We start from the raw sequence: 23772 nt of genomic DNA on the forward strand, positions 1-23772 counted from the left end.
AAACCGTGCAGGTCTTGTCTCAGGGTAGCGCACACCCTGAACCAGGCACAACAGTTCACAAAAACAGCACTTTCGGCGCGTCGCATACCAACGCCGCCGCCACGAGTGCTGCCAGACGCACGACAGAAGACACCGACGCATGGGCCACAGCAGTACGTGAGGCCACCGAAAACGTCGCCCGCATCGAAACGCTGAACGCCGAAAGCGGGCAGCGAGGAAACTCCTGGGCTCTGCCAGTAACCACTGGCAAGCATGCCCGAACCCCCATCTGGACGAGCCGTGCCCAATGGCAGCACCAAGTCCGAACCCTGCTCAACTCCCCCACCGGCACCGAACTCTGCAAGAAAAACACCATCAGCACCGAAGCAGCATTCGCTATCGCCGTCACACATGCCTCCCTGGCAGAGGGAAAGACCGGGCGCGGCGTCACCGCCTCCCGCGAGACCATCGCCAACCGCGCCGGAGTCAGCGTTACTGTCGTCAAACGAGCCAGGCGCGTCCTGGGCGCCCTCGGCATGGCCGTCGAACAAGAACGAGGCCGTTACCTCACCACCCTCGAATCGACGGCCGCAGAAGCGCACCACGGGCACAGGCAGTTCCGTGCAGCGTCCGTCTGGGCACTGACCTCCCCTCGCGCTGCTGTCACAACCATCACCGCGCCCTTCAAGAAGTCCAGAAAGCCCTCTCGCGCAACACTTCGCACCGCCGCGCACCGCGCCCGCACAGCGCCGCGGACTTCTCCACACCCGAGCGGTCGTGGCCCCCTATCCCCCTCTGGGGGATTTGTTCTTCCATCTCTTGTATTCAAGTTCTCACCAACGCACGCGCACACGCGAGCGGGCAAGCCGAAGAACACACAAAGTTCCACACCACGACCAATCGAGTTGCAACGCACCGCAGCCCAACTGATCGCCCACATTCCCGCGCTGAAAACGGGCAGGCACGTGGGCCAGATTTGCGATGTCCTCGACCGAGCTGGCATCGCCCCCGCCCGATGGACCGGTCGCGACATCGCACGTGAACTCACCGCAGACACCCAAACTCGAGGCTGGGTATGGCCCACACAACTCACACGACCCACCGCGTTCCTACGCTGGAGACTGGCACACATCGACTGGTCGAAACTCTCCCCGACAGAACGTTCCCGTCAAAACGATCAAACTCGTCTAGCCGAACAAGCAGCGCGACACCGCGAGACGCGGGAGCGGGACTCACATGTCGCTCACGCTCACACTCGTGCCCAGATCATGCGGCAGTTGCGGGAGCAGTTCTCGACGAGAACGCCCGCATGAGCCCGAGCTATCCATCAGTCGGCGGCCGCAAGATCTTCGTCATCGGCAAAGACCAGTCTTCCGTCATCGAGTGCGATCGCCCACCGATGTACTGGGGCCCAATCGCGCCCCACCGACTCCGAATCGATGACCATGCTCGCGTAGTCCTCGATCACCACACCGGTATATGCCACGCCGCCGCTGTCAGGACCGGGCACAGTGACCTTGACCCGAGAGCCAACACCCGTCGCGCTATTGGTTCGGCCGTTCTGTTCGTTCATTCACGGATTCTCCCCGACCACACCCACTCGCGCGCACCATCCGTCACACACTCGCGACGGAAGTACCGTGGTAGGCGGTGACGGCGTCAGAGCAAAGGCCCTACAGACAACACCAACGCCGTCCCGGAACCGGGGCGGCGTTGGTTCTTTTCAGGATGCGGCCGGATTGCCGGCCGAGCGTTGAATTGAGAGGTCAGCTGGCGATGAGGCGCCGCTCACCACTGGTTTTGGGCTGAGCCAACCGCTTGATCTGAGGCTTCGACGCCCTCTTCAACTTCTTGTCGATGAACAACTTGGTCCGCGCCGCATTGATCTGCGCTTCAGTTACATGCGCCGCGCCTTGTGGTGTCGAGTCCGTCATGACTGATCCTGGAGAGTCTTCACTGTCAGTATCGCCCAATGCGAGCACTTCATCAAGAATGACGTCCGCAGCGGCCAACTCATCCGGACCAGCAAGAGTGCTGGTCACCATCTCCCGCACCATCAGAACACCGATGTTGGCGCGGCGCTCGTTACTCTCGTCCAAAGCAAGCTCAGCGGCGTACTGAAACCGCCGCCACCACTCTTCACGTTTAGCCTGCAGCTCACACTGATCGGTTGCTCCAGTATTCGCTTTCCACACCAAGAATCCGGTGATCAGGGCAACGATCAAGGTAAGCGAACTCAGGATAATCTGGGCGATCGGCACGGCACCGAGTCTTCCACAACTGACCTGCGCGTCGATTCTTACCGCCACCCAGATCCGGCATTAGTGGCCAACACCCCGGACGCCAACGTTCAAGCCTGCGATGAACGGCGGGATCGAGCGCGAGATCGGCCGAAGTTAGTCCCTCCGACAGTCGCGGAGCAGGATGTCCGTCCACCTCCCTCGACTGGACACTGCCGCCACACACCGGCCCACCAGCAAAGTTATCCACAGTGACTTTGCCGTCCGCACCCACTGCCGTAAACACTGAACGCAATATCATCCCGGCAGAAACGGACACCACCTCACATGTCGACCGCACCAACATCATTCGGCCGTCGACCTACCAGAAAGACGGATTCGAGCCGACGCGCACTAGCGCTCGGGCTCGCCGTGTCGACGCTCGGTGCCGGGACTTTGGCGCTCACTGTTCCCTCACTCGCATCCGCGACGACGCCGGGGTGCACCGACGTCCTTGCAGTGATGACCCCTGGGACGTGGGAAACGACGTCCGACGCCGATCCCAGCGTTCCTGTCGGAATGCTCGCAGCGGTGGGTAATTCTCTGAAGACGAAGTACAACAACAAAGTTGAGATCTTCTACACCCCGTACTCTGCTTCGGCGTTCGATCAGGGGAAAACTTACGGCGACAGCAAGGCATCGGCCATCGACGCCATCAACGACAAAGTCAGCACTGTCGCCGCGAACTGTCCTCAGACGAAATTCATCTTCTCCGGCTACTCCCAAGGCGCGGATGCCGCCGGAGACATCGCATCCGCCGTCGGAAATGGGAAAGGCTCGATCAGCGCCGACAAGGTCCTCGCCGTCGGTCTGCTCGCGGACCCTGGCCGAGGAACTGAAGGTGAATCCGTCGTCGGACCATCCGTCGCCGGGACCGGAATTGCCGACCCGCGCCCCCAGGGAATGGGCATGCTCAGAGGGCGGGTCGCGACGATCTGCGACCCGCAAGACCTCTACTGCTCCATCGACAAAGGACGCAACAGCATTCTCGGGGCGCTCGGAACCGTTCTGAGTAAGTCGCCGGGCGCATCCACCGACTCCACAGTCGTCGGCGGCGGCTCACGTCTGGCGACCGCCCTGACGTCCGATTTCTCCCACGCCAACCTGAGCGGCATCGGCGACGACGTTGCCGACCTGACAGCAGCGCTCAACCCTCCCGCGCGGCAATCGGTCAACGTCTCCAGCGTCGCCCACAGCGCGACAGCACTGCTGGGCACTTTGAGCCCGCTGGCGGAGCTTCTCACTTCCGCGGCTGCGAACCCAGCATCGACGAGCCGACTCGCCGCCGCCCCGGCAGGTACTTCGGAGAACGCGGCTAACCAGGTACTCGCAGACGCCCAGGCTTCGGATCTGTCGGGCGCGTTGTCAAACGTAAACAGGATCGCGTCCGTTGCAACGCAATTGATCGACACAGGGAACACATCCCTGGCGACAAGTTCACCGGAAGCTGGCACGCTCGCCGGCACCGCCACGGCACTAAACAACCAGGTAGCACCCTTGGCCACCACCCCACCGGATGTCCTCGGCCAGGCATCGAGCGTGCTGGCAGTTCTCAAGCCGCGGGTCGTGGTCGATCAAGTTCTCAACATCGCAACCGGTATCACCTCCATCAACTACCCAGCGATTCTGAATGATCTCGCGATGCTGCCGCAGAGAGTGACGGCTCTCGACGTCGCCGGAGCCCACCAGATCGCAGGCGATCTCAACAACCAGTTCGCACCACTGGTGAAAATGGCCGCCGACGTCGACCTCGCATGGATTTCGCAGATCCTTTCCGCCATCCCGGACGCGACCGGCACCGCGCAAATCGCGGCAATCGTCTGCAACATCCTCTCCAGGATCGATATCATCGCGACCGCCAACAGTGTCGGACAGATCCAAGAAATCGCCTGGCAGGTTCTCGAAGGAAACCCGGCCGCGCTCGCCGGACTGTTACCAATCGGACTCGACCTCGCCTCCGCCGCAACAACAATGCTCACCGGGACAGCGAGCAAGACCGAGGCATCACTACTGGGCAAAGAAAGTTCCCCATCCGTCTCGCCCACGCAGATCAGCCGCCAAACCCAGAACATGGACTTGAGCGGGCTGACCAGTTCCCTGACCGCGATGGCCGGAACGCAAGACACGGAAGACTTGGCAACCCTCGTCGGCCAAGGACTCAACGCCGCCACGTTCGTCGCCTCCGGCGCACACACCAACTACACACAACTCACCGTCGACAACACCGGCCGCAACGCAATCCAATGGCTCACCGACTGGTTCGCACTCCAAATCCAGCAAACCGCATACCGTTAGGGCCGAAAATGGGCCACTTTCCAGCCGCCGTCGACGATAACTTTCCCATCCCAACGCCAATCAGGCAGAAGCGAGACGTTCGGAGACCAACGCGTTAAGCGACACACCTTCCTCAGCAGCGTCACAGGCAAGCTTGCGATGCAAAGTCGGCGTGATCCGCACCTGAAACTTTCCCGAATATCCACGCTCACTGAGCGGTTCGGGGATCCGCTCACTGGTCGGAGTTGCGATCACGCCGGACGGCAACTACTCACGCGCCGACAACCTCATCTGGATGCTCGGCGCCTATCTCGAGAAGAAGAACAAGGAATCGAACGTGGAGTACATCCACGAATGAGGACGTCGGCCGGCGGTCAGTCACACGGATCTGACAGATGACGACACGATCTTGTACGCCGAGAACTACAGTTCCTTTCCCGACTCACGGATTCCTTCGAAGTGTGTGGAACCCCGCACTGAATCAGGGAAAACGTGTCCACATTTGGGCGATGCAGATGTGATGGCTGATGAGATCGCGGCAGCTTCCCCGGCCTGGATGACGTAGTCAGAACCGAATCTTCAATGCGTCCATCGGCTCCCATAGGTTCTCAGTCGCAGGTATCGCATGTGCCGTTGAGGGGCGTGGAGACAAAGCAGGTCGGGCACAGCGGCCCGGTGGGGCCGGCGGAGCCTCGTGCCTGCGATTCGCGTTCGGCGGAGGCCGTTCTGCTCACACAGTCCCGGCAGGGAGGCACATCTCGCATCTGTTCTTCGGTAGCCAATTGTGGTGAACCAAGAACCGTGTCGCCATCGAATGTGAAATGTCCGCAGTCCACGTCATGCCGCTTTCGTGGCGCGTGGCCTGTCGCCACCCCGTTCATATCAACCGGCGGCACAACGTACCTGATCTCTGGATGACCGATCATGTCCATATCGACGCCTTTCGCGCGGGTTTTGCCCCACGCAGGTTAACCCGAAAAGTTGAGAGCGATCGCTTACCCTCAGACCGACACCGTCGTTGGCCCGATTCGATTCTTGTCCGTAGAGGTTCTTTTCCGCCCCTTTCCGAGCGCCACCGTCACCGACGCCTGCTGCACCACGGCACCCGGCCTAGCAGCGAATCTCAAGTCGACGCTGCCCGGCAAACGAGAATGAGGACGAATGACCGTAAAAGCTCCGATGTGGAAATCTCAATCGACCATCACCATTCCGTGGAAGGGCAACGCCGAGATAACCGTCACGGAATTGCTGTCAACGACGCTTGATGCCGCTCGTTCCGTCCTCATCGACGTCGCGAAAAGCGTTAACAAGATCACGTACGGGGAGCTCGCAAAGCATTCAGGAACCGGATATCCAGCGCAGTCGATGGGCAAAGTTTTGGACGTGCTCAGCCTGGACTGCAGCGACAGAGGTAGCTCTCCTGCGGCAAACACGACACTCGCACGAGGTCAGGAAGTTGTCGTCAGCGCCAACGGAATGAAGAAGAACTCCGCCGGAAGGGCGCTCCTGGCGTCCGATCCCGTCCTGGTCGGCGAATTCACCACTGACGATCAAGGTTCCGCAGTGGTTTCCTTCCATGTTCCTTCCGACGCCCACGACGGGGATCATCGGATCATCCTCGAGACGGACGGAGGAGACCACCTCGAGGTCAACGTGCTCGTGTCCGATACGCAGGATTCCGCGCCGCAAATAATTGGCATCTCAGCTGCTGAATCCAATAGTGGTGGAGGTGGCGGGGGGAAACCCCGGCGATAACGACGGCGGCTCGAACACCGCCGGAAGCTCCGGTTCGACCAGTTCGGGAAGTCCCTTCGGCAGCTAACCAGTAGTTGCGCTCTCCGGATCCGTAAGAGGAGGCCCTTGCCATGGCAGGGGCCTCCTTCTGGAGGGTAGTCACTGCCTCACGATGCCGAAACACATCCTGGTATAGCGAACGCCTAACTCCGAGCAGCCATCGACCGGAATTCCACCGCAGCTGCACAGTACGAGAAAATGTTTATAACCAGCCTTAGCCTCAACAACCAACCCATCCCTTGCTGGTGACACGATGCTGGCGGGCATTGCTCTGGCCTGATGTGGATCACCGCCACAAGAACGTCGCCTAATTAACGTCGAAAACGCCATGCCATGCAGCAATCCGACATAGATTCTCGACACGAGTTCTCGACAGATCCGAACAGATCTGAACTGCACGAATGCAATAGCTACTCAAGCGTCGAATACCGATCGATTTTCGACTGGTGGTAGCGGATTCTGATTCCTTCGCAATCAACAATCCACAACGAGGCAAAGCGCAATCGCTGGGATAATCGAGGTGCAGCCGCCACTGGTAGAGAGCACCGTTTCCACAGTTGATCTTCATCTCGACTCAAGCTGTTATAAACAGCCTTCGTCGGTACTTCACAGGATCACGGACAAGCTAACTCTTACCCTTGCTCTTACGAGCCGTCTTTCGAAGGAAATCAAGTGGTCGGCCGTCCGTTGTGTGCCATGCGATCCAGCCGTTGCTTGAACTTCCGGTAGCTGCCACCGCTGCACCGGATGGTGACGGATACCGCCTGTTTTGGAACCGCAACGCACCGTCAGGCTCGACTGTGGCCTGGTGAGTGACGCCTTTCCGTGGCTGAGGCAGCTGGAGCAGCTGTCCGCCCTTGAGTAACCCGAGTTCGAGGAGGAGGTGCATATCTTCGTCGTAGTACGCCTTCTCCGTCATCTGATTAGATCTGGCTTGTGAAGGTCGTGCAGGCGGAGGGCGTGTATCGGCCGACGCAGAACCAGATCTCCCGTGTCGGCCGGAACCGATAATCGGCGCATTCGTGGTTGTGCAGCTGGGGCCCTGAGATGCAGAGGGTTCCCTCTCAATGGTCGTGTCGAAGATCGTTACCCCACAGAGCGCCAAGAAGACCATGGCTTCTCTTGTGAAGGCATCGACCTCGTCTCGCACAGCCGCCCGAACTGGCTTAGGCGGAGTGGGATACGTTTCGACAACTTCGACCTGCCCATGGCGACGAGCTGCCTGGATGAGACGTAAGGCTACTTGGCGGGCGAATACCTGAGGAAAGTCGGACTCTCGGCCGAGCACGAACATATGGGTCCACAGTTGATCTGAGGCGAAGGCACCCAGTTGGGCTACAGCTGGGCTGGCATGTGTGAGACGCACACGGAGTCTGCCGTTTTCGGCCGGACCCAGCATCACGACGGTGCTGATTCGGTTCAGCTCCTCGTCGAGCTCTCGCGCAATGTCAGCTTCAGACGAGGGAATTACGAGGAGATACCCGTCCCAGCCGGCACGGCTAACAACCCGAATACCGTGAGGATCTCCATTCCACAAGTGAACCTGAATAGTGCATCCCCGAGAGCGACTTCGCATGGCCGTTTACCTTAGTCGTGATCGTTGAGCTGATCGGGATCGGCAGTCCTGCTTGAACCCGATATGCAGCCGTTAACCTCGCGCTTTCACGGTGAGTGCTTCGAAATCCTGAGTCGGACATAAAGAAAGGCGACCCGACCTGGAAGAATGCGGAATATTGAGGCCCGTATTCATCCGAACAGAAGGATCACCTTTCAGGTGCACAAGTCTACTTCCTGCTACCCGAAACTCTCCATCGACACCACCGGCAACGCCCTCGTGTCGCACGGCGGAGCCATCACCCTGATCCGCACCACCGAAAAAACCGGCCTGACCACAGCTTTGTCCGAAGCTTTGTCGCCGTGGCGCAAACCCAGCACCCACCACGACTCAGGCATCATTCGGCACAGAGCAGGGGCAGATCGGAGCCAATGTAAAGATTGCCGACGATTTTGCTGACTACTTCCACCGGAATGGCGAGATCACGGAGGTCATCAGAAAGTATCGAGGCCCACCCATCTCTGACCCGAAAAAGCCGAGTATCCGAGCTCTGGCTACTCAAAGTACCGAGTGTTCAAATGTTTCAACTGGCGACCCGGTAGCGTCTCTTGTACTGGAGGTTCATCGTCCACCAGCGGTAAGGACTGCGTCACACTGGCGCAGCGAGGGAGGAGTTCGCGGCAGTGCGAAAGAGCGTGGAACGACAGATTTGCAGCCTACGATGAGTGGGACAATCGCTCAGCCGATCCTCAACAACCCGTACGAGATCCCGAGCAGGCACCACGAACTCGGTCAGCAAGGCCCAACCGGCACAATCGTTGATGGACGCAGACCTTCGGAATCGTTCGTTCCGATTGCCAAGGCGAAGAAGGGTTCCACGCCCGCAGCGGCGATGTCAGTCCCTGCCGCTGAGCAGCAGTCTCTCGATCTCGACATCACGCGCGAACGCCGTGAAACCAACGATCTGATCAACTCTTTGCGCCGCGAAGTGGGATTATGGCGGATGCGTGGCTATCCGACCGTCACGCCATACACTCGCAAACTCCTCGAACACTGGTCCAACCCGGACAAAGAGAACCGCGTGCTTTTCGCCCAACGAGAGGCCGCCGAGACAGCGATCTACCTCGCTGAGGTCGCGGGCCGAGCAGGCAATACCGACTGGCGTACTCGCATGGATGCGATCAACGCAGAGCACAACCAGGATCTGCCACGAATCGCACTCAAGATGGCGACCGGTGCCGGCAAGACTGTTGTCATGGGCATGCTCATCGCCTGGAACACCATCAACAAAGTGCATTCGCCTCGCGACGGACGCTTCTCCAAACGGTTCCTGATTGTGGCGCCAGGCGTTACGATCCGTGATCGGTTGCAGGTACTGCAACCCTCAGTTCCGGACAATTACTACGACGAACGCGATCTTGTCCCGCCTGACCTGCAGCATGCCCTCGGACAAGCTGAAATCAAGATCATCAATTACCATCAATTACAGCTTCGTTTAGTCAATGAAGCCAAGGGGATTGCCAAAAACACTCGAACACTGCTCAACGTCGGTAAGTCCGTCGACCCGTTCACCGAAACCCCAGAGCAGATGGTCTCGCGTGTGCTGCGTGGCTTCACAGGTAAAGGAAAGCTTTCTGAAATCGTCGTGTTCAACGACGAGGCACACCATTGCTACGTAGATCGCGCCACCGATGAGGCCGCGGCCGAGGTGAAAAAACTTTCCACGATCGAGAAGACTGAGGTGAAGGAAGCCACCGAAGCGGCTCGAATGTGGTTTCGCGGCTTGCACTCGATTGCTAAAAAAGTTGGCATCAAGACGGTCTATGACCTGTCCGCCACACCGTTTTACCTAACCGGATCCGGGTGGCCGGAAGGATTCATCTTCCCATGGGTTGCGTCTGACTTTTCCTTGATGGATGCCATCGAATCGGGTCTTGTCAAGGTGCCGCGCACCCCCGTCAACGACGACGCTGCCAGCGCTACTGTGGCGTATCTGAACCTGTGGGACAACATCGATCCGAAGCTACCCGCCAGGAATACTGACAAGGCAATTAACCCGGATACTTGGATGCCGCCACCGGTGGTCCAAGGTGCGCTCGAGTCGCTGTACGCGGACTATGAGAAGGCATACGCGCTCTGGGAAGAACAACTCCGCGACCTCGGTGAACCGCCCCCAGTCTTCATCGTAGTGTGCTCGAACACCTTGGTCTCGAAGCTGGTTTACCAGTGGGTCGCCGGCGTAATTTCCCTTGCCGACGACGAGGACGGCCGCGACCATTACAAGTCGGGCAACCTGCCGCTGTTCGCGAATGGGATTGGTGATCGACCCCATGCACGGCCGCTTTCACTGCTTATCGACTCGAAAGCCATCGAGTCCGGCGAATCATTCACCAGCGATTTCGCACAGACCGCGGCCGCAGAGATCGAGGCCTTCAAAGCTGACTATCGCATCCGCTACCCAGGTGCAGATGCCGACTCGATCACCAATGAGGATCTGCTACGCGAAGTGCTTAACACCGTCGGCAAGCGCGGCAAGCTCGGTGCCGACGTTCGCTGCGTGGTTTCGGTATCGATGCTTACCGAGGGATGGGACGCCAACAACGTCACCCATATCCTCGGTATCCGTGCGTTCCGCTCCCAACTTCTGTGTGAGCAAGTGGTGGGCCGAGGCTTGCGCCGTCGTTCCTATGCACTCAACGACCAAGGGATGTTCGATCCCGAGTACGCCAACGTTTACGGAATCCCGTTCGCATTCATTCCCTCTGATGGCACCGTCGTAGACACACCACCGTCCCCTCCCGCTGTCGAGGTTTACACAAAAGTTGAGCGGGAAAGCATGAAGATCGTGTTTCCGCATGTACAGGGCTACCGGATCGAACAGCCGGACCTGCCGCCGACAATCGACATCACGACCGCCCGCAACTACCTGCTGTCTGCATCTAATGTTCCTACCTGGACCGAAACCTCCGGGCTGGTAGGAGAATCGGTCGTCATCGAAGGAAGGAACATGCGCGGCATCCGTGAACAAACGGTCGCATACAAACTTGCTGAAACTCTGATCGCCCGTCAACTGACGGCAGACGACAACTCCCGCCGACCATGGTTGTTCGGTGACATATCCAAGCTCTGCCGAACTTGGCTACGCGAGTGCGTCACCATCGAAGCTGGCCGCCACATCGGTGAAATCATGCAAACCACCGAACGTCTCGTCGAGGCCTCCGAGTACATCTACCAAGCACTCACCGAACAAGACGAAGAGAAGCGCATCACCTGGCTTCGCCCCGTACTGCGGGAGTTTCGGCCAATCGGTTCCACCGACAACGTGTACTTTCAGACCCGTAAACCCGTGATCGACACTGAGCGATCACCGATCTCCCACGTGGTCCTAGACCCAGCACGCGCAGGCGGTGTCAACCAGTGGGAGAAAACCATTGCCGAGACACTTGAGGACATGGCTGAGCTGGTGGCGTCATACGTGAAAAACGACCACCTTGGGTTCACAATCCCTTACGTCCATAAAGGCAAGGCAGCCGAGTACCACCCGGACTTTCTCGTGAAGCTGGTCGAACGCGACGGCGACCCGCACACTCGAACCCTCATCGTCGAAGTTTCCGGAGGTCAGAAGCCCGCCGGCCCGACGTTGGCCAAGGCGGAAACGGCACGTAACACCTGGATCCCCGCGGTTAACAATCACGGTGGACTCGGCAGATGGGGCTATGTCGAGATTCGATCCATGAGCGGCGCGCGTCATGCGCTTACCGAAGCGATCCGACACCTCAACAACGATCTTCCGATCCCCGCAGACCTGTCAACACCCGACCAGCTAACCCTCTGAAACGGAGCCCCCGAGAATGAACGCACGCAAGGCTTCCGTACCCAAAGGCCCAACACCGGTCGAACGGATTGAACATGGCGACAAGCGCACCAATCTGCCCACGGCAGACGCTCACGCATTCGTGACACCCGAGATCGAAGCACCGAGGGTAGTGCTTTATCCCCGTGACACATCACTGGATCCTCAACTGGTGTGGAAGGGCAAAGACGCCCAAGATGCCCAAGACCTCAAAGTCGACGCCCCGCCGATCTTCATCCAGGAGAAGATCGACCCCCGAGTGCTGATCGAAAATCTCCGTAAAACTGCCAAGGCTGACGAACTCGAACCCGAGATAGCCATGTTCGATGTATTCGATGGACTCGACGAATACGACTCCGTCGACTTTTACCGCCACTCGGCCAACTGGTCAAACCGGATGATCTTGGGCGATTCACTGCAGGTCATGGGATCACTTGCTGAACGAGAGAGCCTTCGCGGACAAGTTCAAATGGTCTATCTCGATCCTCCTTATGGAATCAAGTTCGGATCCAACTTCCAAACTGCTGCGAGTGATCGCACTGTCAAAGATGGCAAGATCGAGCACATTACTCGCGATGTCGAGATGATCAAGGCGTTTCGCGACACCTGGGAATATGGCATCAATTCATACCTCGCCTACCTGCGAGACAGACTGGTCGCCGCACACGATCTCCTCGCAGCCTCCGGATCAATATTTGTGCAGATCAGCGAGGAGAACCTGCACCTTGTCCGCAGCCTGCTTGATGAGGTTTTCGGAGCCGAGAACTACTATTCGACGATCGTCGTTCAGAAGACAACAGGTGCAGGAAGTCCTGGAGAACTAAAAAGCATTCCGAGCGTCGTCGACTATGTGCTCTGGTATGCAAAGAGCAAAGATCGAGTCAAGTATCGCGCGCTATGGAAAGAGAAAAAAGCAGGGCAAGAAGGGGGAAGCCTCTACACCAGCGTGAGATTGGCGGACGGGACAACTCGGCCACTCTTGAAAGAGGAAAAGCGCGGCCAACCAGTACCAGATGGCGCACGTATCTTCGGCGTAGACAACCTGACGTCGACTTCTGGAGTCGATAAGACTCGTTACCCCGTGACCGTGAACGGCCGAACGTACCGTCCCCATCCCGGGGTCTGGAAGACCAGTGAAGAAGGTATGCAGCGACTACTTCTCGCTGAGCGCGTACATGCGGGCAGCGGAAAGAACCTGGGCTACATTCGCTACCTTGACGACTTTCCCGCCTATCCGCTGGTCAATGTCTGGACCGATACCGTTGGCCAGAACCAGTTCGGTGGCGACAAGGTCTACGTCGTCCAGACCGCGAACAAAGTGATCGAACGCTGTATTCTTATGAGCACTGATCCTGGTGACTTGGTTCTGGACCCTACCTGCGGGTCGGGGACCACAGCCACGGTTGCTGAGCAGTATGGACGCCGCTGGATAACAATTGACACCTCACGAGTAGCAATTGCACTTGCACGTCAACGGCTGATGGCGTCAAAGTATCCGTACTACATTCTCGCGGACTCGGACGCGGGTCGCCGCAAAGAGTGGGAGCTATCCGCGCACCCGGCATCAAGCGGTCTTGCAACCAACGATATCCGTCACGGATTCGTATACGCACGGGTTCCTCATGTGATGCTTCGTTCTATAGCCAATAACCCTGACGTTGTAGAGGGGATGGCTAGAGACGAGATCGATAAGGCGATATCGCGACACGCTGACCAGGAGTTGCTGTATGACCGACCTTATGAAGATCCTCGTCGAGTTCGCGTGGCGGGACGATTCACGGTCGAGTCGTTATCACCGCATCGGGCTGCTTCCTTCAACGGAGGAGAGGATACGAGCGGGGAACAGCGTGCCAGCCTGAATCAGCAGTACGAACTCGGTGATGACGTTTCCAATAATGAATCATTCGAACAGATGATTCTCTCGAATCTGTCCGCGTCAGGGATCCAAAATGGCCGAAAGTCAGAGCGTATGGAGCTTGAGGCTCTAGAACCTTACGCAGGACAGTTCGTACAGGCAGTAGCAGCGCAGAGCACCGAGTCTGGTGAGGCACCTCTGCGGGTCGGGTTGGCGATAGGTCCGCAGTATGGGACGGTTTCACCGCGGTTCGTGAAAGATGCTGCCCGCGAGGCGATCACAGCCGGCGATATCGATGTCCTCGCAGTACTCGCATTTGCATTCGATCCAGCTGCAAGCGGCGTCAAGACAGTAGACGGTGGTGGCGACCTGGAGAAGACTGACGACTTCGCGGAAGTAGCAGCCTCACGGAACCTGGGCCGGTTACCTGTCCTGTTCGTGCGAATGAATGCCGACCTGCTCATGGGTGACGAACTCAAAAAAACCGGCGCCGGGAACTTGTTCATGGTGTTCGGTGAGCCGGACATCGAACTGAACGTCGATGGTGACACCGTGGTAGTAGACCTGCTCGGCGTCGATGTCTACGACCCAAACACAGGGAAAGTTCGCACCCATGATACTTCGCAGATTGCCTTGTGGATGATCGACAGCGACTACAACTCGGAGTCATTTTTCGTCCGGCATTGCTACTTCACCGGCGGGAGCAAGCCCTATGAACAGCTGCAACGGTCACTTAAAGCTGATATTGACGCGGAGGCGTGGGATTCACTGTACTCCACGACGTCACGACCGTTCCCGAAGCCCAGTACTGGACGAATCGCAGTGAAAGTGATCAACGACTATGGCGACGAAGTCATGAAGATCTTCGAAGTCGAGTAGTACACCTAGAGAAAGTGACGGGCAGCTCCACTTTCGGTGGAGTTTCCTTATCTCTATCAGTCACCTTCGTCAGTCGCATTTCGATCTTGATCGGGTATGTCAGTTTCAGAAGACTGCTGCATTAAGTCAGAATTACTGTGCACGAACATGCACTACTGTTTCGACGAGTCGATACTAATGCCAGGCTGTTGCCTTCTCCATCGCGCGGCTTGTTCGAGGGTCCTTAATGAATGCCCGCCAATCGTGGATGGTGCGGGGCCTCCACGTTGCCAGCTCCGGGATCGGTGGATAATAGTCACGCCCGTTCAGACCGAATGGGACGGACATCCTATGAACCCAGCTTTGCTGGCATAAGTATATTTTATAGCAACCAACTGGACATTTCGGTTATAGACTGAAATATTGACCTCCAGCGAATCATCAATTTTTCCCGACGCTGCAACCAAGTCAAAGTTTACCAATAATTCGATGAAGTAACCGTCATTTTCGTAGACAGCAAATAAATCTTCTAATTCGATACCCAACCTATCTTCTAGTGCGTCCATTCGTTCAATGCGATCTGTTAGTTCAATGCTGATATCTTTTGCCATTGCAATCTCTCCATTCAGCGTTGGTCGGGCGCAATTTTGCTATTGATGCGGACTGGAGACTTCTCCCTCACGGAAACTGCTACAGGGGTGGGCCCACGACATACATGCGGATGGCTAACCATGCAGGCAACCGCTCAAGCGGGGCCCAGGACGATCTCTGCAGTCGATCGGCTCCGATTTTCCGCTTCTCCGAACGACGTTTCATAAACGCTCTTGGTCTCAACAGGTCAACGCATCATGCAGCGTAGCGGGCGGCCCCGAGGATTCTGCTGTTCATGGGAGCGGCATAAGCGATCGGAGCCCTACATCACCAATTGACGCTCGTGGAAAGTTCACCGATCCGAGCGATCACGCTACCGGTATGAGGGTCGAGTCAGACGGCTGTTCCGTCGATCTGCCGCGGCACCAGCAGATAGCGACCTTGTGAGGGCCACTGGACGAATGGCATGACCCCAGTCAAGTGACCCGCAAGTTATGAGAATCCTTCCGCCCTGATCAAGGGCATGGAAGGCTGCAACTCATGGCTGGACGTAAACGGCACACTCCCGAACAGATCATCCGCAAACTGCGCCAAGGCGACGAACTCGCCGCCACAGGCGCCGACGTCGAGGAAATCGCCCGACAACTCGACGTCTCCGTGCCGACGCTCTACAACTGGCGCAAGCAGTACGGCGGTATGAACCGTGCCGGGTTTGATGCCGCATCCGTTTTTGTGAAGGATGCAGATCATGCCCAAGCGTTACCCGCCCGAGCAACGTGAGCGAGCCGTCAGGATGGTCCTCGATCACCTCGACGAATATCGGTCCGTCTACTCCGCATGTCAGGTGATAGGCCCGAAACTCGGTATCGGCGCCGAATCGCTGCGGAACTGGACCAAGCAAGCCCAGATTGATGCCAACCAAGTTCCCGGTGCTACGTCTGCGGAACAGCAACGCATCAAAGATCTCGAGCGTGAGAACCGAGAACTCAAGGAAGCCAACGAAATTCTGAAGTCGGCATCGATTTTCTTCGCGAGGGAACTCGACCCTCGCCGCCGCTGATAGTCCAGTTCATCGACGATATGCGTGCACAAAATTTCAGGGTCGAGTCGATTTGCCGAGTGCTCACCGCACAAGGATTCCAGGTCGCCCCACGCACGTATCGCAACTGGAAAACCGCAACACCATCTGCACGGACGATCACCGACGCCCACCTCATCGAGGAACTGCGGGCCACGATCGGCACTGCCGAAGGGCTCTACGGCCGACGAAAGATGACTGCTCACCTGCGCCGCAAAGGCCACCATGTCGCGGCCTGCACCATCGACCGCTTGATGCGCGACGAAGGACTGAACGGGGTGGTCAGAGGCCGGCAGCACCGAACTACAATTCCGGGCGGCAAGGACAGTCGGCGGGCACCCGATCTGCTCGATCGCGACTTCACCGCTGACGCTCCGAACCGCACATGGGTTACCGACTTCACCTATTGCCGAACCTGGGCTGGATTCGTCTACGTCGCATTCGTGATCGACTGCTTCTCCCGGGCAATTGTCGGCTGGCATGCCTCCACAGTGAAGGACACGGCGATGGTCACCACGGCGTTGAAGATGGCGTTGTGGCGACGCGATCACGGTGGAAATCGGGTCGGTGACGGACTGATCCATCACAGCGATGCCGGCAGTCAATACACATCAATTTCGTTCGCAGAAACGCTTGCGCTGGAAGGAATTGCAGCTTCAATTGGAAGCGTCGGCGACGCCTACGACAACGCCCTTGCGGAGTCGACAATCGGACTGTTCAAGACAGAAGCAGTTTCCAAGAGCCGTCCGTTTCTGCAAGGGGCGATCAAGACGATCGACGACATCGAATTCGCGACGATGGAATGGGTGGATTGGTTCAATGCCCGCCGCCTGCACAGCACCTTGGACTACGTCACTCCCGACGAGTTCGAGGCCACCTATTACTCTCAACTATCGATTCTCCAGCCGGAGATGTCGCCAGCATAGGAGCGGCAAGAAACCCGGCACGGTTCAGCCAGCTGTATTCACACGCGTTGATTCTCTGATAGCGAGCGGCTCACCAAATGGGGCCCTTCCACGAAGTCGTAGCCAGCCAACTCGGTCTGAACTATATCTGCGACCCACGCCGCTGCTTGAGCGAACGAAGCGTCCATCGACTGGCCATCGCCCAAACTGAAACCGCTGATGCCACGCGTTCCATTCCAGCCGATCATGACTGCATATTCGTCGCCGATGGAGAGTTCCCACACCAACAATTGAGGTTGGACGTCACGTCCGTAGCGAAAACAACGCAGGTCACGGGCAGAACACTGCTGCCTCATGGGTGAACTTTTGGGCTACGCTGTGACTCTCGGGATTGTTTGGCACATTCTTCCCTGAATTATTTGGCACGGCGGTAGCCGCCAGACACTCTCACCTTGGGATCCTCGGTCGAGTAGGAGGCGGGAGGTATCTCGGCCTTCTCACTGTGTCGGGATCCGCCAACCCGGCATCCTCAGAGCCTCCGAACAACTCCTCGACGCGGCGACTGTTGAGAAAACCACTGATCAACTGCCACAGTTCATCCGCGAACGCCGGGGCTTCTGGACCGACCAAGCGCAGCAAGAACACGAACGCATCATCATCATCGAGCGCGGCCACGATGCCGTGCTCGGCGATCGCCCCCGCATCATCGGGGTACACCCCACTCAGGAACTCCAGCCTTCGGCACCAGCATCACTGTCCAGTGGGATGTCAACATGCTGTCCACATTCGTTCTCGCACGCGAAGGCGTCGTCGAGCGTCGGTTCGAGCTCGGCCGAATTGCGGATCCGTCCGATCAGACAAGTCTTGAAGGCTATCTCGACGAGGAACTGGGACTTGACTGGGAACAATGGATGTCTGCCGGTGTGTGCCTCCAGGCCCGAATTGCAGGGGTGACGTCACTGTCCGAAATGCCGATCGAACCCATGATCACCGAAACCTGCACATAACCCCCACCACACCAGTCGGAAGAAGCTCGAAAGTGACCATCGAACGACACCAATCAGTCATCGACACCGACTATCACCAGTTCATGATCGAAGCAGGCCCGCTGCGATGTCAAGGGACAGTAGGAACTGCCCAGGGGCGGTCGTGAGACCTGCCCGCTGACGGTCACGAGAACTGCCCGGTGGTGGCCATGGGATCTGCCCAGTGGGCTTGCGGCCACCACCGACCAGAGCACTCAGCTCAAGGGACTCACCCCTCGGCCGGCGAGTGCCTGGGTAAGTCGCACGGAGTCTCCGCTGGTCTGGCACACGTGGGCGTGGTGCAGTAGCCGGTCGACGGTGGCGGTCGCCAGCGTCTTGGGCATCAGCTCGTCGAACCCGGACGGGTGCAGGTTCGAGCTGATCGCGACCGACCGCTTCTCGTAGGCGGCGTCGACGAGCCGGTAGAGCCCCTCGGCGGCATCCTGGGCGACCGGCAACAGGCCGATGTCGTCGACGACAACGAGATCGGCGCGCAGCACACGGGCGATGGCCTTGGACACCGTGTCGTCGGCACGATGGCGGCGCAGCAGGACCCCGAGGTCTTCCAGGGTGAACCAGGCGACCTTCAACCCGGCCTCGACGGCTTGGTGACCGAGTGCCTCCAGTAGGAACGTCTTCCCGGTCCCCGACGGCCCGCACACGACGAGGTTTTCCCGACGGTGGACCCATTCCAGGGTGCGGAGTGCCTGCTGGGTCGGTGCCGGGATCGAGGATGCCTCGGGCTGCCACGCATCGAACGTCTTCCCGGTCGGGAACCCCGCAGCCGCCCTGCGGGTGGCCAGTGCGGAGCGTTCCCTTCCGGCGACCTCCTCGGCGAACAGAGCCTTGAGCACCTCGGCGGGCTCCCAGCGTTGGGCCTTCGCGGTCGCGACGACCTCCGGTGCGTGGCGACGGATGTGGGGCAGCCGAAGCCGCCGCAAGAGGTCCTCCAACTCGGCCGGCAACGGCGGCGCGGACGCCATCGATGGTGTGGTGGTCTTGGTCGTCATCGGGTCACCTCGTTCCCCTCGCGGCTGTCGTGCTGGCTGTCGTGCTGGCCGAGACGTGCCCATCCGGCGGTGCCCTGGGTCAGCGACCGTTCTTCGCCGGCACGGTGCTCGCCAACAGCGGGTTGCCGGGCGTGGTGGTCGAGGATCGAGGACAGATCGGCCTCGGCGAACCGGCCGTGGACGGCGGCGTGGCCGAGTGCCCAGTCGACCTCGACGGGGTCGAACAGCTTGGCCAGGCTGAGGGCTTCGGCCATCTTGACCCTCATCCGCGGCGTGCCCGCCGCAGCGGCCTCGACCAGCCACAGGCGGGCGCCCTCGCCCAGGTCGAGGAACTCGGCTTCCGCTGGGTTCTTCGCTCGCGGCTGCCGGTTCAACGGACCTTCCGGCTGCGGTGGGAAGTGCTCGTCGTTGATCCTCGGCGTGCCCGGCGTCGCGCGCGCGTGGCGGGCGACCTCGGCGGGTCCGTCCTCGCCGACGTGAACGATGACGACCTCCTCGCCGTCGCCGAGTCCTTGGGCACGAACCCACACCGTGGCGCCGAGCAGGGTGTGTGGCACCGAGTACTGGCCGGACTCGAACATCACCATCGGCGTGTTGCCCGGCACTACCCGGGTGGTGCCGAACGCGACTGTGTGCGGCTGTGTCGGGACCGGGTGTAGCCGTGTCCGCTCTTCGGCCAACATCTCGACCGGTGGCCGCTTCGTGGTCCGGTGAGCCCGGGTGTTGACCTTCTGACAGAACGCCTCACACGCCTCCTCGAGCTCGCTAAACGACGCGTACTCCTCACGCAGGTTGGTGTCCTTGGGCACCAGGTCGGCCTTGCTGATCTTCACCGACGACTCGGTGCCGCCCTTGGACGCCGGATCCGCCGGCACACAGGTGTGGACCACGACCGAGTAGTGCTCGGCGAAGGTGACGAGCTGTCCGTTGCGGACCGGGATCCCGGCGATGTGCTCGGTCGTGACGGTCTTCTCGTTGTCGGTCAGCACGTAGGTCGGCACCCCACCCAACCGGCGGAAGGTCTGGTCCAGCGCGGCGAACACGGACGGCATGGTCTTATCGCGCAGCGCGATCACGACCCGGAACCGCGACCACGCCAGCCACGCCACGAACAGAACCGTCTTGACGCCGTCGACGACAGGTCCGTCGCCGTAGTCGTACTGCAGCCACATCCCCGGCTCGGTGACCCAGGGCCGGTGGACCCGCACATGTCCTGACCGGTATGACTTCTTCACCGATGCGACCGCACGACGGGTGGTGCGCTCCGAACCCTTGTAGCCCATCGCGAGCAGCTTCTCGTGCGCTCTGTCGGCACGGACCTTGCCCTTGGACCGCTCGACCCACTCCTCGACCTTGGGCAGGTACTCATCGATCAACTGCGGCCGAGTCACGGCCTTGTCCAGCTCACCCCCGGCAGCACGGCGGTCCACGTAGTGCTTGACCGTGTGGTGCGAGCATCCGGCCAGCTCGCCGGCATCACGCAACGACCCTGTCAGGTCGTAGGCATCCAGGATTTCCATGATCTCCTCGGCAGACTTCAAGTTGTCCCTCCTCAGGGCGACGGGCGCTTCAGCACCGCCGATCGCACCTGAGGAGGGGCCTCAACCGTCGGAGCCGGTGAGGCAGACGACGTCGTGTCGGGCAGATCCCATGACCGCCACCGGGCAGGTTTCATGTCCGCCAGCGGGCAGTTTCGTGGCCGTCTCCGGGCAGAATTTCATGGCCGCCGACACTGCGAGAGCTGATCCACCGAAACCAGGGCGATTCAGAGGTTACGAAGATGTATCCGCTTGGGAAATCGATCTACGGAATCGAAGGGCTGTCAGGGCAGATGAATCTGTACCTGCAGTGGGATGGGTGAATCTGTACCTGCAGTGGGATGGGAAATACAAGGCCTACGCAATCCAAGGAGGGCCGCCGTGACCATCTCGGATTGACGACTGAGGACCATGAGGAACGCTCGGCCAGGGGTCTCTGGCTGGGCGTTCTTTATGAAGGTTCTACCCCTGCAAGCAATCAACGCTGAGCGCCGTTCTGCGGGTTAAGGTGTGTGTTTTGACCATCGCCACGCCGGACGATCTCGGATACAAATCCTCATAACGACGGGTACGGCCTTTGCGGACGCACTCGGGCAAAACGAGTGCTTCTGCTGCTAGTCCAGATCCCAGTCGAGATAGCCTTCGGACACTACCGGGTGGAAGGACCAGAAAGTGCTACCGTTCTCGAGGGCGGAGGCTATGTCGCCGACGAACGTGGCGAGGTTTTCCCACTGCGGTGATGAGTCGATTCCATCCTCCCCGTAGTAGAGTCCTACCGATCCGTGGGCGGCTCCAGGTCGAAGATCGACGACAAAGAGTGAGTCGGTATTGCCAGCGATCGGAATTAATCCCTTCACGAATCGCCGTTGGAAGGTGCCGGCCTCGCCTGCATCCTCATCGGGCTGATCGGACCTCGCCTGCATCCTCATCGGGCTGATCGGACCATGCCTGAAGCATCGCTTCTCGATACGTTTGCATTTCGTCGAGAGATAAGAACGGTCCGAGTGGGGTGATCATCATCCCTCTGGTCCCGTTGTGGACTGTGTAGAAATCGACGAGTTGTTCCGGCCACGTCAACGAGGTCGCGGCGGCGTACCGCACGCACAATTCTGCGGTCGAAGGAGCGAATTCAGTGTCCCAACCGGGCGTCGACGCGTCACACCAGGCACTTATCCGAGCCCACGACTCTCCCACCGACGTCGGCAGTACCACCTCGGATGGCACCGACTTCTTCCGCGAGGCCCGCGACTCTTCCATGGTGCGGCGGTAGTTTTCATCGCGGTAGCGCTGGGCTTCCATCGCAGCGTTGATGAGTTCGATCAGTTCCTCGTCTGGGAGGAGCACTGAAGTTGCCGCAGTCGACAGCTTGTAGGGGACAAACCGATCCGCTGCAATACCCAAACTGCAGTGTCGCGCACGTACGTCTGGCCGTTCCCTGTAGACCCCTCGAGCAGTGGCAATCATGTCTTTGAAGGCGGAACTTTCGTCGGGCGCAGACCCTTTGTACACCTCAGTCATGTTGTGCTCATTGTCGAACGTCGCTATCCAGGAAAACATGTGCTCCACATTTCCGAAGGGGTGAGCGCGACCGAACCAACCGGTTTCGCGCTCGTGCCTTCTTATTTGGAAGACGGGAATTGAACAGAGTCATTTAGACAGAGTCATGCGTGTTCTCGCCGCGCGAGATTCCAATCCGCCACTGAAACGAGTGCTCCGCCTGCGGCCCCGAAAATGGGTCCACCAATGATCAGCCCCACTATGAATCGGTAAACCGAGACCTTGTCGATCCGTATCGATCGGAAGTCATTTGCTGGTAACTGGCCGTATAGATCGTGAACGGTTGGGAGTAGTACCACCGCAACACCGCAGCACCTATGAGTCCACACGTTAGGCCGAAACCGGCAAAGACCAGCACTGTCACGGCCACCGACCGGGGTGGCGCTTTCACAACTTCTCTTCCAGAGTCACATACGCACGCTACCCAACCAGAATCTCAACCATCACCTCCTCATCCAAATCCGCTGAGCGCCCTCCTGCGGGTTTGGGCGTGCGTTTTGACCATCGTCATACCGGACGATCTCGAACACGCTCCTACGTGCGATTCACCTGGGGAAATTTCTGCGCGTTCCGTCCATTTTGCTGTCCGTTGAAATAATCCGATATGGCATAGTTTCTAACGGACGATTCGTCCACTGGACGTCGTGAACGGCAAAAATCGGGAGTGGAATGAAGATCGGCTACGCGCGTGTGAGTACGGCGGCTCAGGATTCGTCGATTCAGGTCGAGCTTCTTGCCAAGGAAGGTGTCGGCCGAGACCGGGTCTACGTCGATCACGGAATCAGTGGCCGGCAGACACAGCGACCCGGACTCGACAATGCGATCAACGCCGCCCGCGACGGCGACGTCTTCTGCGTGACCAAACTCGACCGGCTCTCCCGATCAGCGAAGGACCTTCACGAGACTGTGGGGCGACTGGCGGACAAGGGTGTGGCGTTGTCGATCGACGGGAAGATCTACGACCCCACCGACCCGATGGGCAAGATGTTCATCGGCGTCCTCGGACTGATGGCCGAATTCGAATCAGACCTGATCAGAAGTCGGACCAGAGACGCCGTGGCCGCGGCTGCCGCGGCCGGCAAGATGAAAGGTCGTCAGCACAAGCTCACCCCAGAAGAGCGTGCGTACCTGCTGCAAACGTACGAGACGGGACAGTTCAGGATCGAAACACTGTGTAGGAATACAGGTTTGAAGCGTTCTGCGCTGTACGCAAACATCGAGTTGGCACGCACCGAACGGGATGCAGAAAGACTTCCGGCACTCTGATCTCGCCAGTCAGTCGATCCAGCATTTCCACGGCCGCGACCTGTTTATCGAGCGCTCTGTGCCAAATAATTCCGAGAATCACGGAGCTACGCGAGGGTCTCGACCACCGACAGAGCGCCGATCCGCAGAGCATGCGCTTCAGCCTCGGCCGAGGTTTGTACCGGAAAGCTGGAATATCTTCCGGCCGTGGATATTCACGCAATCCGATTGCCGGCACCCGATCGGCAATGACCGCTTCTGCGCCTCTGAGATCCATCTGCTCGACAACTGCTCCCTGCGCGCTGGACCGTCGAGTTCGGATCCAGCGCGGCGGGAGCAGTTCCTGCCGAGCCCACACTTCAGCGGCATTTCGTTC

The 23772-nt window shown here is 59.1% G+C and carries 18 protein-coding genes and 2 pseudogenes; 10 read left to right on the top strand and 10 right to left on the bottom strand.

The window, feature by feature from the left end:
• Window positions 1-5 precede the first annotated feature (5 nt).
• Complete coding sequence (locus M0639_RS31230; protein WP_064075218.1) at window positions 6-1292, top strand: hypothetical protein; 1287 nt, start codon at window positions 6-8, stop codon at window positions 1290-1292.
• Between the two features lie 14 nt (window positions 1293-1306).
• Here M0639_RS31230 and M0639_RS31235 read toward each other — a convergent pair whose 3' ends face one another.
• Together M0639_RS31235 and M0639_RS31240 are read right to left on the bottom strand one after the other, a co-directional pair.
• Window positions 1307-1552: a hypothetical protein gene (locus M0639_RS31235; protein WP_064075217.1), complete on the bottom strand. Its 246-nt coding sequence runs from the start codon at window positions 1550-1552 to the stop codon at window positions 1307-1309.
• Between the two features lie 193 nt (window positions 1553-1745).
• Entirely contained in the window at window positions 1746-2240 is a 495-nt protein-coding gene (locus tag M0639_RS31240; RefSeq protein ID WP_054801787.1) for a hypothetical protein, read from the bottom strand.
• Window positions 2241-2546: 306 nt separating this feature from the next.
• Here M0639_RS31240 and M0639_RS31245 point away from each other — a divergent pair, with 306 nt between their 5' ends.
• A complete protein-coding gene (locus tag M0639_RS31245; protein WP_082893275.1) occupies window positions 2547-4553 on the top strand; it encodes a cutinase family protein in 2007 nt (668 codons plus the stop codon).
• Window positions 4554-4613: 60 nt separating this feature from the next.
• On the opposite strand, the pseudogene M0639_RS31250 reads toward M0639_RS31245, so the two are convergent.
• Window positions 4614-4766 (bottom strand): annotated as a pseudogene (locus M0639_RS31250) (toxin-antitoxin system HicB family antitoxin); the annotation flags it as partial.
• Between the two features lie 927 nt (window positions 4767-5693).
• Between M0639_RS31250 and M0639_RS31255 the strand changes: the two are divergent.
• Window positions 5694-6287, top strand: a complete 594-nt coding sequence (locus tag M0639_RS31255; RefSeq protein WP_231915151.1) for a hypothetical protein — start codon at window positions 5694-5696, stop codon at window positions 6285-6287.
• 664 nt (window positions 6288-6951) lie between these two features.
• Here the strand turns inward: M0639_RS31255 and M0639_RS35255 are convergent.
• Entirely contained in the window at window positions 6952-7245 is a 294-nt protein-coding gene (locus tag M0639_RS35255) for a DUF4357 domain-containing protein (protein WP_054802204.1), read from the bottom strand.
• Window positions 7246-8100: 855 nt separating this feature from the next.
• Here M0639_RS35255 and M0639_RS31265 point away from each other — a divergent pair.
• The 3 genes and pseudogenes from M0639_RS31265 to M0639_RS31275 all read left to right on the top strand — a co-directional run.
• Window positions 8101-8283: pseudogene (locus M0639_RS31265) on the top strand (IS1380 family transposase); the annotation flags it as partial.
• A gap of 319 nt (window positions 8284-8602) precedes the next feature.
• Window positions 8603-11716, top strand: a complete 3114-nt coding sequence (locus tag M0639_RS31270; protein WP_064075106.1) for a BPTD_3080 family restriction endonuclease — start codon at window positions 8603-8605, stop codon at window positions 11714-11716.
• Window positions 11717-11732: 16 nt separating this feature from the next.
• Window positions 11733-14468, top strand: a complete 2736-nt coding sequence (locus M0639_RS31275) for a site-specific DNA-methyltransferase (RefSeq protein ID WP_064075107.1) — start codon at window positions 11733-11735, stop codon at window positions 14466-14468.
• 305 nt (window positions 14469-14773) lie between these two features.
• Here M0639_RS31275 and M0639_RS31280 read toward each other — a convergent pair whose 3' ends face one another.
• Window positions 14774-15058 (bottom strand): hypothetical protein, encoded by a 285-nt coding sequence (locus M0639_RS31280; protein WP_064075108.1) that lies wholly within the window; start codon window positions 15056-15058, stop codon window positions 14774-14776.
• Between the two features lie 520 nt (window positions 15059-15578).
• Here M0639_RS31280 and M0639_RS31285 point away from each other — a divergent pair.
• Entirely contained in the window at window positions 15579-15818 is a 240-nt protein-coding gene (locus tag M0639_RS31285; protein ID WP_054802206.1) for a transposase, read from the top strand.
• A protein-coding gene (locus M0639_RS31290; protein ID WP_156525072.1) for an IS3 family transposase occupies window positions 15787-17042 on the top strand; the annotation gives its coding sequence in 2 pieces (ribosomal slippage) (window positions 15787-16060 and window positions 16060-17042; 1257 coding nt in all). The genes M0639_RS31285 and M0639_RS31290 overlap by 32 nt, the downstream gene beginning before the upstream one ends.
• Window positions 17043-17080: 38 nt before the next feature.
• Here M0639_RS31290 and M0639_RS31295 read toward each other — a convergent pair.
• The gene (locus M0639_RS31295; protein WP_197486204.1) at window positions 17081-17308 is read right to left on the bottom strand and encodes a hypothetical protein; all 228 of its coding nucleotides are present in this window, start codon (window positions 17306-17308) and stop codon (window positions 17081-17083) included.
• Between the two features lie 486 nt (window positions 17309-17794).
• Here M0639_RS31295 and M0639_RS31300 point away from each other — a divergent pair, with 486 nt between their 5' ends.
• Entirely contained in the window at window positions 17795-18028 is a 234-nt protein-coding gene (locus tag M0639_RS31300) for a hypothetical protein (protein WP_064075111.1), read from the top strand.
• 233 nt (window positions 18029-18261) lie between these two features.
• Here the strand turns inward: M0639_RS31300 and istB are convergent, their stop codons facing one another.
• The 4 genes from istB to M0639_RS31320 form a co-directional block, all read right to left on the bottom strand.
• A complete protein-coding gene (istB, locus tag M0639_RS31305; protein ID WP_183591811.1) occupies window positions 18262-19056 on the bottom strand; it encodes an IS21-like element helper ATPase IstB in 795 nt (264 codons plus the stop codon).
• The gene (istA, locus tag M0639_RS31310; RefSeq protein ID WP_064075337.1) at window positions 19053-20597 is read right to left on the bottom strand and encodes an IS21 family transposase; all 1545 of its coding nucleotides are present in this window, start codon (window positions 20595-20597) and stop codon (window positions 19053-19055) included. The genes istB and istA overlap by 4 nt, the downstream gene beginning before the upstream one ends.
• A gap of 611 nt (window positions 20598-21208) precedes the next feature.
• Window positions 21209-21517, bottom strand: a complete 309-nt coding sequence (locus tag M0639_RS31315; protein WP_064075812.1) for a hypothetical protein — start codon at window positions 21515-21517, stop codon at window positions 21209-21211.
• Window positions 21489-22112, bottom strand: coding sequence for an SMI1/KNR4 family protein (locus M0639_RS31320; protein ID WP_156525129.1), 624 nt, complete (start codon window positions 22110-22112; stop codon window positions 21489-21491). Before M0639_RS31320 ends, M0639_RS31315 begins: the two co-directional genes overlap by 29 nt.
• A gap of 708 nt (window positions 22113-22820) precedes the next feature.
• Here M0639_RS31320 and M0639_RS31325 point away from each other — a divergent pair.
• Window positions 22821-23417 carry a recombinase family protein gene (locus M0639_RS31325; RefSeq protein ID WP_064075814.1) on the top strand — a complete coding sequence of 199 codons (597 nt, stop codon included), beginning with the start codon at window positions 22821-22823 and terminating at the stop codon, window positions 23415-23417.
• Window positions 23418-23772 lie beyond the last annotated feature (355 nt).

It is taken from the genome of Rhodococcus qingshengii JCM 15477 (assembly GCF_023221595.1).
GTDB classification, from domain to species: Bacteria; Actinomycetota; Actinomycetes; order Mycobacteriales; family Mycobacteriaceae; genus Rhodococcus_F; species Rhodococcus_F qingshengii.